This window comes from Micromonospora narathiwatensis (assembly GCF_900089605.1).
Classification (GTDB): domain Bacteria; phylum Actinomycetota; class Actinomycetes; order Mycobacteriales; family Micromonosporaceae; genus Micromonospora; species Micromonospora narathiwatensis.
Map to the genome: position 1 here is coordinate 354,349 of NZ_LT594324.1, position 14,677 is coordinate 369,025.

Here is a 14,677-nt window from a genome sequence, read left to right on the forward strand (position 1 = left end):
GGCTTCCCGGCACCTTCAGCGGACGTCCAGCCAACGCCGATAGAATGACCCGCATGATCGACTCTTCTGCCCAGGAGGGCAGCAGTAGCCAGCCGGGTCCGGCCCGGCAACCCCTCGCCCCGACGAACCCGGGAGCCCTGAACCTCCCGTGCTGATCCTCGTCGGTCTCGTTCTCATCATCGTGCTCACCGCCGCCACCGGTTACTTCGTGGCCCAGGAGTTCGGTTACGTCGCCGTGGACCGGGGCAAGCTCAAGCAGCTCGCCGACGGTGGCGACCGGGCCGCCGCCCGGGCCCTGGAGGTGACCGGCCGGCTCTCGTTCATGCTCTCCGGCGCCCAACTCGGCATCACCGTGACCGCGCTGCTGGTCGGTTACGCCGCCGAGCCGTACCTGGGCGCGGGGCTGGCCGACCTGCTCGGCGTCGCCGGGGTCTCCACCGGCGTCGCGCTGCCGCTGTCGGTGGCCCTCGCCCTGATCATCGCCACCGTGGTGCAGATGGTCCTGGGCGAGCTGGCCCCGAAGAACCTGGCCATCGCCCGCGCCGTACCCCTGGCGCGGGCGCTGGCCCGATCCACCCTCATCTACCTGCGGATCGCCGGACCGGTGATCACCCTCTTCGACCGGGCCGCCATCCGGTTGCTGCGCCGGGTCGGCATCGAGCCGATCGAGGAGCTGCCCAGCGGCGCCACCCCGGAGGACCTGGAACAGATCATCGCCGAGTCCCGGGAGGAGGGGCACCTCGACGCGGCGATGTCCGAGCTGCTCGACCGGGGCCTCGACTTCCGCGAGCTGACCGCCGGGGAGGCCATGGTCCCCCGGGTCGACGTGCACACCGTACGGGCCGACGAGCCGGTCAGTCGGGTCGTCGAGCTGCTCGACACCGGCCACTCCCGGTTCCCCGTCCGGGGTGCCGAGGGCGTCGACGACCTGGTCGGCGTGGTCGGCATCGCCGACGTGCTCGGGGTGCCGCCCGCGGCGCGGGCCACCACCCCGGTCGCGACGGTGGCCGTACCCCCGCTGCTGGTGCCGGAGACGCTGCCGTTGCCGACGGTGCTGGACCGGCTCCGGGTCGGGCATCGGCAGCTCGCCTGCGTGGTCGACGAGTACGGCGGCTTCGCCGGCGTGATCACGCTGGAGGACATCGCCGAGGAACTGGTCGGGCCGATCCGCGACGAGGACGACCCGCCCGAGCGGGCCCCGGCCCGGCAGGAGGACGGGTCCTGGGTGGTGCCCGCCCGCTGGCGGATCGACGAGGTCGCCGACAGCACCGGCATCGCGCTGCCCGAGGCGCCCGAGTACGACACCCTCTCCGGGCTGGTCATGCGGGAGCTGGGCCGGGTGCCCGAGGTGGGTGACCGGCTGGAGATCAGTCTCGGCGTCGACGGCGACGAGTCCGACGTCGAGCCCCGCGCGCTGGTCGAGGTGCTGGCCGTGGACCGGCACGTGGCCGACTCCGTCCGGCTCCGGATGGCCGCCGCCGAACGCGGGGAGGAGGCGGCATGACGCCCGGTTTCGCGCTGTTCTTCTCGATCGTGCTGCTGGCGCTCAACGGTTTCTTCGTGGCGGCCGAGTTCGCCCTGGTGGCGGCCAAGCGGTACCGCCTGGAACAGCTCGCTGCCGGTGGCGGCCGGGCGGCCCGCGCGGCGCTGGACGGCGTCCGCGAGCTGTCCCTGATGCTGGCCGGGGCGCAGCTCGGCATCACGCTGTGCACGCTGGGGCTGGGCGCCCTGGCCGAACCGGCGATCGAGCACCTGCTCAGCCCGCTGCTGCACGCGGTCGGGCTGCCGGCGGCGGCGAGCCACGCGGTGGGGCTGCTGTTCGCCCTGGCCCTGGTGACCTTCCTGCACCTGGTGGTCGGCGAGATGGCCCCGAAGTCCTGGGCGATCACCGACGCGGAGCGCTCGGCGATGCTGCTGGCGCTGCCGTTCCGGGCCTTCGCCCGGGTCGCCCGTCCGGTGCTTTCCGCGCTGAACGCCCTGGCCAACGCGGTCCTGCGGCTGGTCGGCGTACGCCAGCAGGACCAGCTCGCCCAGGTGCACGGCCCGGACGAGCTGCGCATCCTGCTGGAACAGTCCCGCGAGCACGGGCTGCTCGGCGCCGAGCAGCACCAGATGCTGACCAGCATGCTGGAGTTGCAGGGCACCACCGTGGCGCAGGTGATGGAGCCGTTCGACCGGATCGTCACGGTCCGGCGGGAGGACGACGCCGAGCGGATCGAGCACGTGTCCCGGGACAGCGGTCGTTCCCGGCTGGCCGTCGTCGACGCCGCTGGCGAGGTCTGCGGCCTGGTCCACGTACGGGAGGCGGTCCGCGCGGTCACCAACGGCCGGGCGGCGACCGCCGGCGAGCTGATGACCCCGGCGTTCGTCCTGCCCGCCGGGGCCTCGGTCACCGAGGCGGTGGCGGCGATGCGCGGCCGGCAGGCCCAGCTGGCGCTGGTCCGCAACGGTGGCGGCCCGACCCGGCCGATCGGCTTCGTGGCGCTGGAGGACCTGCTGGAGGAGGTCATCGGCGAGTTCGACGACGAGACCGACCCGGTGCCCAGGGGTCGTCGGATGCGCTGACGCTCGTCCCTTCCGTCTCTTTCCATCCGGCCGCCGGGTCCCTCGGGCCCGGCGGCCGCGCCGGCATCCGGCACGGACGCCGGAGGCGTGTCCGGGCGCTGGCCGGGAAAGCGCCGCGCACGGCAACCAGGACGGGGAGGGCGCGAGATGCGGCTGACCGGGGTGTCGCCGGAGTCCGTCCGGACCGGGCTCTCGGTGAGCACCACCCTGCCCAACCCCAGCACCCGACCGGGCCTGCGGCTACCCGGCCGGGTGACCCTCACCGCCGCGGGTGAGGACGTGCCCGTCCGGTACGTCCGGCTCGGGCTGGTCGCCCAGATGGAGCCGGCGGATCCCGACTCGCCCCGCCGGCTGGTGCAGTACCACCAGGTGCCGATCGCCGGCCGGTTCGTGGTGCCGGCCGGGCGGCGACGGGCGGTCGACTTCGTCTTCCTGTTGCCCTGGGAGACCCCGGTGACGATCTTCGGCGGGGTGCCGCTGATGAGCCTGCGCACCGGGCTGCGTACCGAGGTGTCGGTGGACCCCGATCTGGACCAGGGCGCGATGGTGCCGGTCTTCGTCCACCCGCTCCCCGCCCAGCAACACGTGCTCGCCGCGCTGGACACCCTCGGCTTCGTCATGCGGCAGGCGGGCCTGCAACAGGGCGCCCTGCCCGGGGTGGAGCAGAAGCTGCCGTTCCACGAGCGGCTCGGCTACTGGGCGGCGCCGCTCTACGCCGGTCCGATCACCGAGCTGGAGGTGATCTTCGTGACCAACGCGGCGGGCCTGGAGGTGCTGCTCTGGCTGGACCGCCGGCTCTCCCTGGCCGGGGTCACCCACCAGAGCATCAGCAGGTTCCGGGTCTGGCACGCCGGGGCCGAGCAGCGGGACTGGGTCGCCACCGTGGACGGCTGGCTGCGGCACGCGATCAACCGGCACGCGGCGGCCGCCGCGCACGCCGACTGGTCCGCCACGATCCGGGAGTCCGCGCACGTCAGCCGCCGGCCGGACGAGCCCGTCGCGCCCGGCTACGGCCTCGGCGGCACGGCCGGCGGCACCGGCGGCGTCAGCAGCGGAAACGGCGGCGGCATCTGACCACGGCACCGCCGGTTCCCGGCGACCGGGGCCCCTCCCGCAGGCGGTCAGGGGCCCCTCCTCAGACCGAGGCGGTGGCGAGCTTGAGGCTGAAGCCGAGGAAGAGCATCCCGATCCCGGTCGTGGCGCCGGCGGCCAGCCGCCGCCGGCGGTGGAACTGGGCGGCCAGGAAGGTGCCCGTGAAGATGAGCGCGGTGAGGTAGAGCGCGCTGGTCACCTGGGCGATCAACCCGAGCAGCACGAACGAGAGCGCCGGCCAGGCGTACCCGGGGTCGACGAACTGAATGAAGAACGAGATGAAGAAGAGGATCGCCTTCGGGTTGAGCAGGCTGATCACCAGCGCCTTCCGGAAGGGGCTGTGCAGCGCGGCCGGCTCCGCCGCGTCGATCAGGCGCGGCGTCGCCGGGTCGTTGCGGTCGCGCCAGCGCCGCCAGGCGCCACGCAACATGGTCAACCCCACGTAGCCGAGGTACGCGGCGCCGGCGTACTTGATCACCAGAAAGAGCGGCGGGTACGCCTTGAGCACCGATGCCACCCCGGCGGCGGAGAGGAACATCAGCACGGAGTCGCCGACGAACACGCCGCCGGCGGCCCGGTAGCCCGTCCGTACGCCGCGCTTGGCGGCGGTGGAGAGCACGAAGAGTGAGTTCGGCCCGGGCAGCAGCACGATCGCCACGGTCCCCAGCACGTACGTCCAGATGTCGGTGATGCCCAGCACGCCGGACATCATGACGCCAAGGGTGCCGTCGGGCGAAGCCTTTCCCGCAGCCGGAGTTGTGCGTTGGGCCACTCGGCGGCGAGCATCGAGTAGAACGCGGAGTCCCGCCAGGAGCCGTCGGCCCGCCGCCGGTTGGACCGCAGCGTCCCCTCCCGGGTGGCGCCGAGCCGCTCGATGGCCCGCTGCGAGCGCTCGTTGAGCGTGCTGGTCTGCCAGGTCACCCGGATCGCGTCCAGCTCCTCGAAGGCCCGGGTGAGCAGCAGCAGCTTCGCCTCGGTGTTGATCCCGGTACGCCACCACGGCCGGCCGAGCTGGGTGAAGCCGATCTCCAGGGTCCGCAGATCCTCGTCCGGCTGGTAGTAGGACGTGGTGCCGACCACCGCGCCGGTGACCGCGCAGCGTTGCACCCAGGGCGTCCGGACGCCGCGCAGGTTCGCGTCCAGCGCGGCCCGGATCTGGCCGGCCGTCTCGTCCACGGTGGCGGGTCGGGGGCTGCCGACGTACCGCCACACCTCCGGGTCGTCCAGGGCGGCGTACAGCTCCTCGGCGTGGGACTCGTCGAGCGGCTCCAGCACGACGTGCTCGCCCCGCAACGCCACCGGCTCCAGCCAGGGCGACCGGACCGGTCGCAGGTACGCCGGCACCGGTACGACCACCCCGGCGTCCGGTTCCGGCGCCCCGGCGGTGAGCCGCAGCGGCACCACTCCGGCCCAGTACGGCAGGTCATGGTCGTCGGGCTCGTCGCCCACCCCCCTGGCGCGGCTCCGGACCGACACCTCGCGCAGCGGCAGCGCCAGCACGGCCGTCTCGGCCAGTTCCCGGCGGGTCGGCGGCCGGCTGTCGGTGCTGCGTCCGGCGGCCACCTTCTCCACCAGCGCGGTGAGCACGTCGCGCTTCTCCCGCTCGTCGGTGACCAGGCGGGCGGTGCCGTGCACGATCACCGACCGGTAGTTGGCGCTGTGGTTGAACTGGGACCGGGCGAGGACCAGGCCGTCGAGGTGGGTCACCGCGACGCAGACCGGCAGCCCGTCCCCGCCGCGGGCGGCGAGCAGCGGCCGGCTGCCGGTGGAGCCGTGCAGGTAGAGGGTGTCGCCGACGCGGACGTGCAGGGTGGGCAGCACGCGCGGCTCACCGTCGGCGACGAACGACAGCGCGCAGTGGTACGCCTCGTCGATGGCGGCGTGCGCGGCGGTCTCGTCGTAGCTCATCCGGTCGCGCATCCGGGTGGCGGTGGTCCGTTCGGTCCGGGGGTACATGCGGCGGTCACCTTTGTTCTAGTACAATCTCCGAACTGTGGCAGCACATTATCAGATCGTCGGCTCGTCCTCGGCCGCCATTTCGGCCAGCGTGGAAACCGGCATCCGCACCGGCGCCCTCGCCCCCGGCGACACGCTGCCGGCCGTCCGCGCCCTCGCCACCGAGCTGGCCGTCAGCCCGGCCACCGTGGCCAGGGCGTACCAGGAACTGCGCCAGCGCGGCCTGGTCGTCACCGCCGGCCGGCACGGCACCCGGGTCCGGCCGCGCCCCCCGGTGGCCACCCGCCGCGCCGGGCTGATGCCGCCCCCGCTGCCCGGCGCCCGCGACCTCTCCGGCGGGCAGCCCGACAGCCGGCTGCTGCCGCCGCTCGGCCCGCACCTGGCCGCGCTCGCCGCCGAGGTCGGCCCGCCCGGCGGGTACGCGGCCACCGCCGTCCTGCCCGAACTGGCCGACGCGGCGCGGCAGCGGCTCGCCGCCGACGGCGTGCCGGCCGGCGAGATCACCGTCACCGGGGGCGCGCTGGACGGCATCGAGCGCCTGCTCGCCGCCCACCTGCGGCCCGGCGACCCGGTCGCGGTCGAGGACCCCGGCTGGGCCAACCTGCTCGACCTGGTCGCCGCGCTCGGGCTGCGCGCCGTCGGGGTGCCGGTCGACGACGACGGCCCCACCGCGCCGGGCGTCCGGGCCGCCCTCGCCGCCGGGGCCCGCGCGCTGGTCGTCACCAGCCGCGCCCAGAACCCGACCGGCGCCGCCGTCTCCGCCGGCCGGGCCGAGGAGCTGCGTACGCTGCTCGCCGGCCGGCCCGACCTGCTGCTGATCGAGGACGACCACGCCGCCGAGCTGGCCCGCGTACCCCTGCACCCGCTGGCCGGGGCGACTCCGAACTGGGCCTTCGTCCGGTCGGTGAGCAAGCCGTACGGCCCGGACCTGCGCCTCGCCGTGCTCGCCGGCGACGAGGCCACCGTGGCCCGGGTGGCCGGCCGCGCCCGGGTCGGCGCCGGCTGGGTCTCCACGGTGTTGCAGCGCCTGGTCCTGGCGCTCTGGCGTGACCCGGCCACCGCTGATCTGGTACGCCGGGCGGCCGAGAGCTACGAGCGGCGGCGTTCCGGACTGGTCGACGCGCTGGCCGCCCGAGGGCTGACCGCCCACGGCCGGACCGGGATCAACGTCTGGGTGCCCGTGCCGGACGAGACGGTGGTGGTCACCGCGCTGCGCGACGCCGGCTGGTCGGTCGCCCCCGGCGCGCTGAACCGGATCGCCGCCGACCCTGGCGTGCGCGTCACCGTCAGCTCCCTCGACGAGGCCGACCTGGCGTCGTTCGCCGACGCGGTGACCCGGGCCGTCCGTCCCGTGGCACCCGCCGCCTACACCGCCTGAGCGGGCCGCGGCATGGTCCGACCCCGGCCGGGTACCCGGGGGCCGGGAGGTGGACGACCATGGCTTCGAACAGATCCAGGACGGGACTCTGGATCGCCGTGGCGGTGGTGATCATTCTGGTGATCATCGGCATCGTGCTGGCCTCGCGGCACGGTGGTGGCGGTGGCGGCTACTGAGCCGGGACCCACCCCGGACCGGGCGGCGCTGACGAAACCGGTATATAAAGTCGGCATGGCCGAGACCGAGAGCGCGCCCGGCGCCCAGGAGTTCATCCCGCCGCAGGCGGACACCATCGACCAGCTACGCGCCGCCGCGACCGGCTGCCGGGGCTGCGAGCTCTACCGGGACGCCTCGCAGACCGTCTTCGGTCGAGGCGACGAGAGCGCCCGGGTGGTCTTCGTCGGCGAGCAGCCCGGCGACATGGAGGACCAGAAGGGGTTGCCCTTCGTCGGCCCGGCCGGCCGGGTGCTGCGCCGGGCGGTGGACGACGCCGGCATCGAACCCGGCCACATCTATCTCACCAACGCGGTCAAGCACTTCCGCTTCGAGCTGCGCGGGAAGCGGCGGATCCACCAGACGCCGGACCGGGTGCACATCACCGCATGCCGGCCCTGGCTGGTCGCCGAGTTCGCCCGGCTCCGCCCGGAGGTCGTGGTGGTGCTCGGAGCCACCGCCGCCAAGGCCCTGCTCGGCCCGACGTTCCGGGTGACGAGGCAGCGCGGGGAACTGCTGCCCTGGCCCGCGGCCGCCCAGCGCCCCGAGGACTTCATCCGGGTGCCGGTGGACAACACCGGCAAGGTGGCCGACGCCCCCGCAGCCCGACTGCTGGCCACCATCCACCCGTCCGCGGTGCTGCGCGCCGACAACCAGGACGTCGCGTACGACGGCCTCGTCGCCGACCTGAAGGTGGCCGCCCGCGCCCTGCGGTAGCTCGCCCCGCGACCGTACGGCCTCAGAGGCGACCGCCGGTGGCCGTGTCCGAGATCCGCTGAGCGAGGTAGATGGGCACCACCGAGGCGACGATCAGCACGGCCGCCACCACGTTGATGACCGGTGCCTGGTTCGGCCGGAACAGGTTGCTGAAGATCCAGATCGGGAGCGTCTGCACGCCCGGCCCGGCCGTGAACGTGGTGACGATGATCTCGTCGAAGGAGAGCCCGAACGCCAGCAGCGCACCGGCCAGCAGCGCCGAGCGGAGCACCGGGAAGGTGACCCACCGGAAGGTCTGCAACCCGTCGGCGCCCAGGTCGGCCGACGCCTCCTGGAGGTTGCCGCCGAGCCGGCGCAGCCGGGCCAGCACGTTGTTGTAGACCACCACGACACAGAACGTCGCGTGCCCGACGATCACCGAGAAGAGCCCCTTGCCGACGCCGAGCGGCGCCAGCACCGAGCGGAACGCGCTGTCCAGCGCGATGCCGGTGACGATGCCGGGCAGCGCGATCGGCAGCACCACCAGCAGCGACACCGTCCCCCGGCCGAAGAACCGGTGGCGCTGCACGGCGAAGGCGACCAGCGAGCCGAGCACCAGCGCGATGACCGTGGCGCCCAGCCCCGCCTTGACCGACGTCCACAGCGCCTCCCGCGCACCGGCGTTGTCCCACGCGCGCGCCCACCACTCGGTGGTCCAGCGCGGCGGCGGCCAGGCGAAGGTGCGGTCGGCGTTGAACGAGTTGACCAGCACGACGGCCAGCGGCAGGTAGATGAAGGCCAGGCCGAGCGCCATCGCGCCGCGCAGCAGCCAGCGCGCCGACCGGGAGAGCGTCACAACTCCTCCAGAGCCCCGGACCGCCGTACGGCGACCAGGTAGACGACCATGATCAGAACCGGGATGGTGGCCAGCGCGGCCGCGAACGGCAGGTTGTTCGCCGCCCCGATGTTGGCGTAGACGAGGTTGCCCATGAGCTGCGTCTTGCCGCCGACGATCTGGACGGTGATGTAGTCGCCCAGGGAGAGCGAGAAGGTGAAGATCGAACCGGCGATCACCGACGGGACGATGACCGGCAGCACCACCTTGCGGAACGTTCGGCCGGCCCGGGCCCCGAGGTCCGCCGACGCCTCCAGCAGCGAGTCGGGCAGGCGCTCCAGGCCCGCGTAGACGGGCAGGATCAGGTAGGGCAACCACAGGTAGGCCAGCACCAGCACGGTCGCGGTCAGCCCGTACCCGGGGCCGTGGCCCGGCCCGCCGAACAGCCAGTCCACCGGCCCGCCGTTGGCCAGCAGCACCCGCCAGGCGTACGCCTTGACCAGGTAGCTGGCCCAGAGCGGGGTGAGGATGGCGACCACCAGCCAGCGCCGGTGCCGGGGCCGGGCCACCTTCGCCATGTAGAAGGCCATCGGCAGGGCGATGAGCGTGTCGATCACGGTCACCGCCGCGGCCACGCCCACACTGCGCAGCGCGACCGTCCGATACACCTCGTCGCTGAGGATCGTGCGGAAGTTGGCCAGGGTCGGCTGCCGGACGACCTCACCGGTGAAGCCGTTGACGGTCCACAGTGCCGAGACGAACAGCACGGCCAGCGCACCCAGGTAGGCCACGACGAGCCAGAACAGCGGGGCGACGAGCAGCGCGGCGAGGCGTACCCCGGCGTGCCGGTGCAGCCAGGCGGAGAGCCGGCGGACCGGCCCGCGGGCGACCTCCGCCGGGGCGGCGCCCGTGGGCCGGTCGAGCGTGGAGGTGGCCACCTCAGCCCTTGACGGTGGTCCAGGCCTGGGTCCAGGCCGCGTAGTCCTTGCAGGTCACGTCCGTGCGCCCGTCCAGGCACTGGGCCACCGGGGTGCTCCAGAACCAGACCTTCTCGAAGTACGCCTCGTCCTCGGCGTGGAAGGTCGCGCAGTGCTTCTTGTCGGCCGTCTGCGCGCAGGCCAGCCGGTTGGCCGGCGCCTCACCGAACCACTCCGCCACCGCGGCGTTGGCCTTCGGCGAGATGATGTGGTCCATCCAGCGGTACGCGCAGTTGGGGTGCTTCGACTTCGCCGAGATCATCCAGGTGTCGGACCACCCGGTCGCCCCCTCCTCGGGCAGGATCGCCTCGACCGGGGCCTTGTCCGCCTGGGCCAGGTTGGCGATCACCTGCCAGGTGGTGCCCAGCACCGAGTCGCCCGTCTTGAAGGCCTGCACCTCCTTGGTGTAGTCCGACCAGTACTCGCCGATCGTCTCGTTCTGCTTCTTCAGCAGGGCCACGGCCGCGTCGAACTGCTTGTCGTCCAGCGCGTACGGGTTCTTGATGCCCAGCTCCGGCTGGTGCTTCATCAGGTAGAGCGCCGCGTCGGCGAGGTAGATCGGCGAGTCGTACGCGGTGATCTTCCCCCGGTACGGCGAGTTGGCGTCGAACACCGCACCCCACGACGTCGGGGCCGGCTTGACCGCGTCGGTGCGGTACATCAGCAGGTTGGCGCCGCGCCCGTGCGGGATGCCGTAGGCCACCCCGTCCACCGAGTTCCACTGCTTGAGCTTGAGCCCGTCGAAGACGTCCTGGTAGTTGGTGACCAGGTCGGTGTTGACCGGCGCGACGTCCCCGCCGTAGATCAGCCGCAGCGACGCGTCCCCCGAGGCGGAGACCACGTCGTACTCGCCGGTCTTCATCAGGGTCACCATCTCGTCGGAGGTGCCGGCGACCTTGACGTTGACCTTGCAGCCCGTCTGCTTCACGAAGTCGGTGACCCAGTCCACCTTCGGGTCGGTGGAGCCGTCCTCGACGTATCCGGCCCAGGCGACGATGTTGACCTGCCCCTCGCCGGCACCGAGTGACGCGAGTTCGTCGATTTTGGGTGGCTTGATGCCGCCCGGGCCAGAACCGCCGGCGTTCGTGCCGCCGTCGCCGCAGCCGGTCAGGGCGAGCAGGCCGACCGCGGCGAGCGCGGTCAGAGTTCTACCGGTACGCATGTGCGCTCTCCTTGTCACGGGGGGTCGGCACCACGGGGTCGGGTACGGGTACGGCGTGCTCGGTGCGCCAGGCGAGGCGGACCGGGGCGCCGCGCAGCGCCGCCACGTCGGCCGAGGAGGTGGTGAGGTTCTGCTGCGTCACGACCAGCCGGGCACCGGCGTCGAGGTCGACGACGAACCGGGTGGTCGGCCCGGCGTAGACGACCTCGGCGATCCGACCGGTGGCCGAGGTCTCCGCCGCGCTCGCGGGCGACAACTCCGGCTCGGGCGTTTCTGACGCCGCGCCACGATCCGGAGCCGTCGGCGGGCCCACGAGGCGGATCTTCTCCGGCCGGATCGAGAAGGTGCCGTCCCGGCCGAGCAGTGCCCGCGCCGCGTCGCCGCTGAGCAGGTTGGACGTGCCGACGAAGCCGGCGACGAACGGGGTGGCGGGCCGCTCGTAGACCTCGGCGGGGGTGCCCACCTGAGCGATCCGTCCGTTGTCGAAGACCGCCACCCGGTCGCTCATGGTGAGCGCCTCCTCCTGGTCGTGGGTGACGAACACGAAGGTGATGCCCACCTCCCGCTGGAGCGCCTTCAACTCGACCTGCATCTGCTCACGCAGCTTCAGGTCCAGCGCGCCGAGCGGCTCGTCGAGCAGGAGCACCTTCGGCCGGATGACCAGGGCGCGGGCGAGGGCGACCCGCTGGCGCTGCCCGCCGGAGAGCGCCGCCGGCCGGCGGTCGCCCAGGCCGTCGAGGCGTACGTCGCGCAGCGCCTCGTCCGCGCGCTCGCGGCGTTCGGCGCGGCCCACCTTGCGTACCCGCAGGCCGTACTCGACGTTCTGCCGCACGGTCAGGTGCGGGAACAGCGCGTAGTCCTGGAAGACGGTGTTGACGTCCCGCTCGAACGGGGCGAGCCGGGTGACGTCGCGCCCGCCGAGCAGGACCGTGCCGGCGGTCGGCGGCTCGAACCCGGCGATCATGCGCAGCACGGTCGTCTTTCCCGAGCCGGACGGCCCGAGCATGGCGAAGAACTCGCCGTCGGCGATCTCCAGATCGACGCCGGCCACCGCCTCCACCGGGCCGAACGACTTGCGCAGGCCGCGAAGGGCGAGCGCGGGGGTAGCGGGCCCAGCAGACATGGGCGCTCCTCAGTCCTACGGTTAGCGTCGCACCAGCGGACCAAGGTCCACGGAAATCGTTTCGTGAGAATAAAGCTGCGACGGATAGCGTCGTCAAGACCCTTGCGACTGGTTCCCTCGGCCGCCGGCCCCTTCCCGCCCAGCGGCCGGGCGGGCACACTCGTCGGCATGGAGCAGCATCTCTACGATCCGGTGCACGAAGAGTTCCGCGACCTGTGCCGCGCGTTCCTGGCCCGGGAGGCGGTGCCGCACCACGAGCGCTGGGAGGCCGACGGGATCGTCGACCGGGCGGTGTGGCGCGGGGCCGGCGCGGCCGGGCTGCTGGGCATGGACGTCGACGAGGCGTACGGCGGCGGCGGGCAGCGCGACTTCCGGTTCAACGCGGTGCTCGACGAGGAGATCGTCGCGGCGGGCTGCTCCGGTCTCGGGTTCGGCCTGCACAACGACGTGGTGGCCCCGTACCTCACCGAGCTGACCACCGGCGACCAGCGCAAGCGCTGGCTGCCGGGCTTCTGTTCCGGCGACCTGGTCACCGCCATCGCGATGAGCGAGCCGGGGGCCGGCTCCGACCTGGCGGGGATCCGTACCGGCGCGGTCCGCGACGGCGACTCGTACGTCCTCAACGGGCAGAAGACGTTCATCACCAACGGGGAACTGGCCGACCTCGTGGTGGTGGTCGCCAAGACGGCGCCGGACCGGGGCGCGCACGGGGTGAGCCTGATCGCGGTGGAGACCGGCACCCCCGGATTCAGCCGCGGCAGGCGGCTGGCCAAGGTCGGCCTGAAGGCCAACGACACCGCCGAGCTGTTCTTCGACGACTGCCGGGTGCCGGCGGAGAACCTGATCGGCACCGAGAACCACGGGTTCTACCACCTGATGGCCAACCTGCCCCGGGAGCGGCTGGGCATCGCCGTCGTGGCGGTGGCGGCGGCGGAGCGGCTGCTGGCCCTGACCCTCGACCACGTCCGCTCCCGGGAGGCGTTCGGTCGGCCGATCGGGTCGTTCCAGCACAACCGCTTCCTCCTGGCCGAGCTGGACACCGAGGTCACCATCGCGCGGACCTTCGTCAACCACTGCGTCGCCGAGTTCAACGCCGGCCGGCTCTCGGTGACCGACGCGGCGAAGGCCAAGTGGTGGACCACCGAACTCCAGAACCGGGTCGCCGACCGTTGCCTCCAGCTGCACGGCGGCTACGGCTTCATGCTGGAGTACCCGGTGGCGCGGGCCTGGCTGGACGGCCGGGTGCAGACCATCTACGGCGGCACCACCGAGATCATGAAGGAGATCATCGGCCGCGGGCTCGGCCTGTAGCAGAACCGCGTGCCGGCGGCCCGGTCGGGTGCGGGAGGATGGGTCACCCCTTACCGAGGAGCAGCACGCATGGCCACCGACCTGACCGCCCCGGCGCTGACCCGGCCCGAGGTCGCCCCGATCCAGCGCCGGACGCTGCGGCTGCTCTTCGTCACCCAGATCATCGGCGGGATCGGCGTCACCATCGGCGTCGCCGTGGGCGCGCTGCTCGCCGCCCGGATCGCCGGCACCGCCGTGGCCGGTCTGGCGCAGAGCGCCGCCGTGGTCGGTGGGGCGTTGCTCGCCGTCCCGGTCACCCGGATCATGACCGGGCACGGCCGTCGGCCGGGCCTGGTGGTGGCGTACCTGGTCGGGGCGGCCGGGGGTGTGCTTGTGGTGCTCGCCGCGGTCACCCGTCAGGTGCCGTTGCTTTTCCTCGGCATGCTGCTCTTCGGTGGCGGCAGCGCGGCGAATCTCCAGGCCCGCTACACGGCGGTGGACCTGGCCGAACCGGCCCGGCGGGGGCGCCAGCTCTCGCTGATCGTCTGGGCCACCACCATCGGCGCGGTGGCCGCCCCGAACTTCGCCGCGCTCGCCGACCACACCACCGGCGGCTGGGGGCTGCCTCCGCTGGCCGGCCCGTTCGCCTTCAGCGCCGCCGCGTTCGTGCTGGCCTCGGTCGTACTGCTGATCCTGCTGCGGCCGGACCCGTTGCTCACCGCCCGCCGGCTGGCGGCGGCCGAGCCGGTCGCGGCCCCGGCCGAGGCCCCCGCGCCGCGCGGCCCGGGGATGCGCGGGGCCTGGCAGGTGGTACGCGAGCGCCCCGCCGCCCGGCTCGGCATCGCCGCGGTGGCGGTCGGCCACCTGGTCATGGTCGCGGTGATGTCGATGACCCCGGTACGCCTCGGCGAGTTCCACCACGACGCCGACGTGCTGCGGGTGGTCGGTGTCGTGCTGAGTCTGCACATCGCCGGCATGTACGCGCTCGCCCCGGTGGTGGGCTGGCTCACCGACCGGCTCGGCCGGCGGCCGGTGATCCTCGGTGGGATCGGGGTGCTGCTGGCCGCCTGCGCGATCGCCGGCACCGCCGGACATCACACGCCGGGGCTCTCGGTGGGTCTGACGCTGCTGGGGCTGGGCTGGTCGGGCACGATGGTGGCCGGTTCCACGCTGCTGTCGGAGTCGGTGCCGACCGCCGTCCGGCCGACGGTGCAGGGGCTCTCCGACCTGATCATGGGGCTGGCCGGCGCCGGTGCCGCGGCGCTCAGCGGGTTTGTCATGCGGGTGGCCGGTTATCCGACGCTCACCCTGCTGGCGGCCGTCGCGGTGGTGCCCCTGGTGGCGTTAGCGTTGCGTCCGGCGCCGACGGCGCCCGACGAGGAGGATTGAT

The 14,677-nt window shown here is 73.2% G+C and carries 13 protein-coding genes; 7 read left to right on the forward strand and 6 right to left on the reverse strand.

Going from position 1 to position 14,677, the window contains the following annotated elements:
• Nucleotides 1-148 precede the first annotated feature (148 nt).
• The 3 genes from GA0070621_RS01560 (at nucleotide 149) to GA0070621_RS01570 (ending at nucleotide 3,639) form a co-directional block, all read left to right on the forward strand.
• The gene (locus GA0070621_RS01560) at nucleotides 149-1,504 is read left to right on the forward strand and encodes a hemolysin family protein (protein ID WP_091190892.1); all 1,356 of its coding nucleotides are present in this window, start codon (nucleotides 149-151) and stop codon (nucleotides 1,502-1,504) included.
• Entirely contained in the window at nucleotides 1,501-2,565 is a 1,065-nt protein-coding gene (locus GA0070621_RS01565; RefSeq protein ID WP_091190895.1) for a hemolysin family protein, read from the forward strand. The genes GA0070621_RS01560 and GA0070621_RS01565 overlap by 4 nt, the downstream gene beginning before the upstream one ends.
• A 147-nt stretch (nucleotides 2,566-2,712) precedes the next feature.
• Nucleotides 2,713-3,639: a sporulation protein gene (locus tag GA0070621_RS01570; RefSeq protein WP_091190898.1), complete on the forward strand. Its 927-nt coding sequence runs from the start codon at nucleotides 2,713-2,715 to the stop codon at nucleotides 3,637-3,639.
• Between the two features lie 61 nt (nucleotides 3,640-3,700).
• Here the strand turns inward: GA0070621_RS01570 and leuE are convergent, their stop codons facing one another.
• A complete protein-coding gene (gene leuE / locus GA0070621_RS01575) occupies nucleotides 3,701-4,369 on the reverse strand; it encodes a leucine efflux protein LeuE (protein WP_091190902.1) in 669 nt (222 codons plus the stop codon).
• Nucleotides 4,366-5,613 (reverse strand): bifunctional pyridoxamine 5'-phosphate oxidase family protein/GNAT family N-acetyltransferase, encoded by a 1,248-nt coding sequence (locus GA0070621_RS01580; RefSeq protein WP_091190904.1) that lies wholly within the window; start codon nucleotides 5,611-5,613, stop codon nucleotides 4,366-4,368. The genes leuE and GA0070621_RS01580 overlap by 4 nt, the downstream gene beginning before the upstream one ends.
• Before the next feature lie 37 nt (nucleotides 5,614-5,650).
• On the opposite strand from GA0070621_RS01580, the gene GA0070621_RS01585 reads away from it, so the two are divergent.
• Both GA0070621_RS01585 and GA0070621_RS01590 read left to right on the forward strand, forming a co-directional pair.
• On the forward strand, nucleotides 5,651-6,991 hold the full coding sequence (locus GA0070621_RS01585; protein ID WP_091190907.1) for an aminotransferase class I/II-fold pyridoxal phosphate-dependent enzyme: 1,341 nt from the start codon (nucleotides 5,651-5,653) through the stop codon (nucleotides 6,989-6,991).
• A gap of 231 nt (nucleotides 6,992-7,222) precedes the next feature.
• Nucleotides 7,223-7,921: a UdgX family uracil-DNA binding protein gene (locus tag GA0070621_RS01590; RefSeq protein ID WP_091190911.1), complete on the forward strand. Its 699-nt coding sequence runs from the start codon at nucleotides 7,223-7,225 to the stop codon at nucleotides 7,919-7,921.
• A gap of 22 nt (nucleotides 7,922-7,943) precedes the next feature.
• Here GA0070621_RS01590 and GA0070621_RS01595 read toward each other — a convergent pair whose 3' ends face one another.
• The 4 genes from GA0070621_RS01595 to GA0070621_RS01610 are packed head-to-tail and all read right to left on the reverse strand — an operon-like array spanning nucleotide 7,944 to nucleotide 11,997.
• Nucleotides 7,944-8,756: an ABC transporter permease gene (locus GA0070621_RS01595; protein WP_091190914.1), complete on the reverse strand. Its 813-nt coding sequence runs from the start codon at nucleotides 8,754-8,756 to the stop codon at nucleotides 7,944-7,946.
• Nucleotides 8,753-9,673, reverse strand: coding sequence for an ABC transporter permease (locus GA0070621_RS01600; protein ID WP_091190918.1), 921 nt, complete (start codon nucleotides 9,671-9,673; stop codon nucleotides 8,753-8,755). Before GA0070621_RS01600 ends, GA0070621_RS01595 begins: the two co-directional genes overlap by 4 nt.
• Before the next feature lies 1 nt (nucleotide 9,674).
• Nucleotides 9,675-10,874 carry an ABC transporter substrate-binding protein gene (locus GA0070621_RS01605; protein WP_091190922.1) on the reverse strand — a complete coding sequence of 400 codons (1,200 nt, stop codon included), beginning with the start codon at nucleotides 10,872-10,874 and terminating at the stop codon, nucleotides 9,675-9,677.
• Nucleotides 10,861-11,997: an ABC transporter ATP-binding protein gene (locus GA0070621_RS01610; RefSeq protein ID WP_091190924.1), complete on the reverse strand. Its 1,137-nt coding sequence runs from the start codon at nucleotides 11,995-11,997 to the stop codon at nucleotides 10,861-10,863. The genes GA0070621_RS01605 and GA0070621_RS01610 overlap by 14 nt, the downstream gene beginning before the upstream one ends.
• A gap of 168 nt (nucleotides 11,998-12,165) precedes the next feature.
• On the opposite strand from GA0070621_RS01610, the gene GA0070621_RS01615 reads away from it, so the two are divergent.
• Nucleotides 12,166-13,308 (forward strand): acyl-CoA dehydrogenase family protein, encoded by a 1,143-nt coding sequence (locus tag GA0070621_RS01615; RefSeq protein ID WP_091190927.1) that lies wholly within the window; start codon nucleotides 12,166-12,168, stop codon nucleotides 13,306-13,308.
• Nucleotides 13,309-13,377: 69 nt separating this feature from the next.
• Complete coding sequence (locus GA0070621_RS01620; RefSeq protein ID WP_091190929.1) at nucleotides 13,378-14,676, forward strand: MFS transporter; 1,299 nt, start codon at nucleotides 13,378-13,380, stop codon at nucleotides 14,674-14,676.
• Nucleotide 14,677: the final 1 nt, after the last annotated feature.

What these genes read in the sequence shown, in the direction of transcription:
- GA0070621_RS01565 (WP_091190895.1), top strand. Translation starts at nt 1,501, where the DNA reads ATGACGCCCGGTTTCGCGCTGTTCTTCTCGATCGTGCTGCTGGCGCTC.
- GA0070621_RS01570 (WP_091190898.1), top strand. Translation starts at nt 2,713, where the DNA reads ATGCGGCTGACCGGGGTGTCGCCGGAGTCCGTCCGGACCGGGCTCTCG.
- leuE (WP_091190902.1), bottom strand. Translation starts at nt 4,369, where the DNA reads ATGATGTCCGGCGTGCTGGGCATCACCGACATCTGGACGTACGTGCTG.
- GA0070621_RS01580 (WP_091190904.1), bottom strand. Translation starts at nt 5,613, where the DNA reads ATGTACCCCCGGACCGAACGGACCACCGCCACCCGGATGCGCGACCGG.
- GA0070621_RS01590 (WP_091190911.1), top strand. Translation starts at nt 7,223, where the DNA reads ATGGCCGAGACCGAGAGCGCGCCCGGCGCCCAGGAGTTCATCCCGCCG.
- GA0070621_RS01605 (WP_091190922.1), bottom strand. Translation starts at nt 10,874, where the DNA reads ATGCGTACCGGTAGAACTCTGACCGCGCTCGCCGCGGTCGGCCTGCTC.
- GA0070621_RS01610 (WP_091190924.1), bottom strand. Translation starts at nt 11,997, where the DNA reads ATGTCTGCTGGGCCCGCTACCCCCGCGCTCGCCCTTCGCGGCCTGCGC.
- GA0070621_RS01615 (WP_091190927.1), top strand. Translation starts at nt 12,166, where the DNA reads ATGGAGCAGCATCTCTACGATCCGGTGCACGAAGAGTTCCGCGACCTG.
- GA0070621_RS01620 (WP_091190929.1), top strand. Translation starts at nt 13,378, where the DNA reads ATGGCCACCGACCTGACCGCCCCGGCGCTGACCCGGCCCGAGGTCGCC.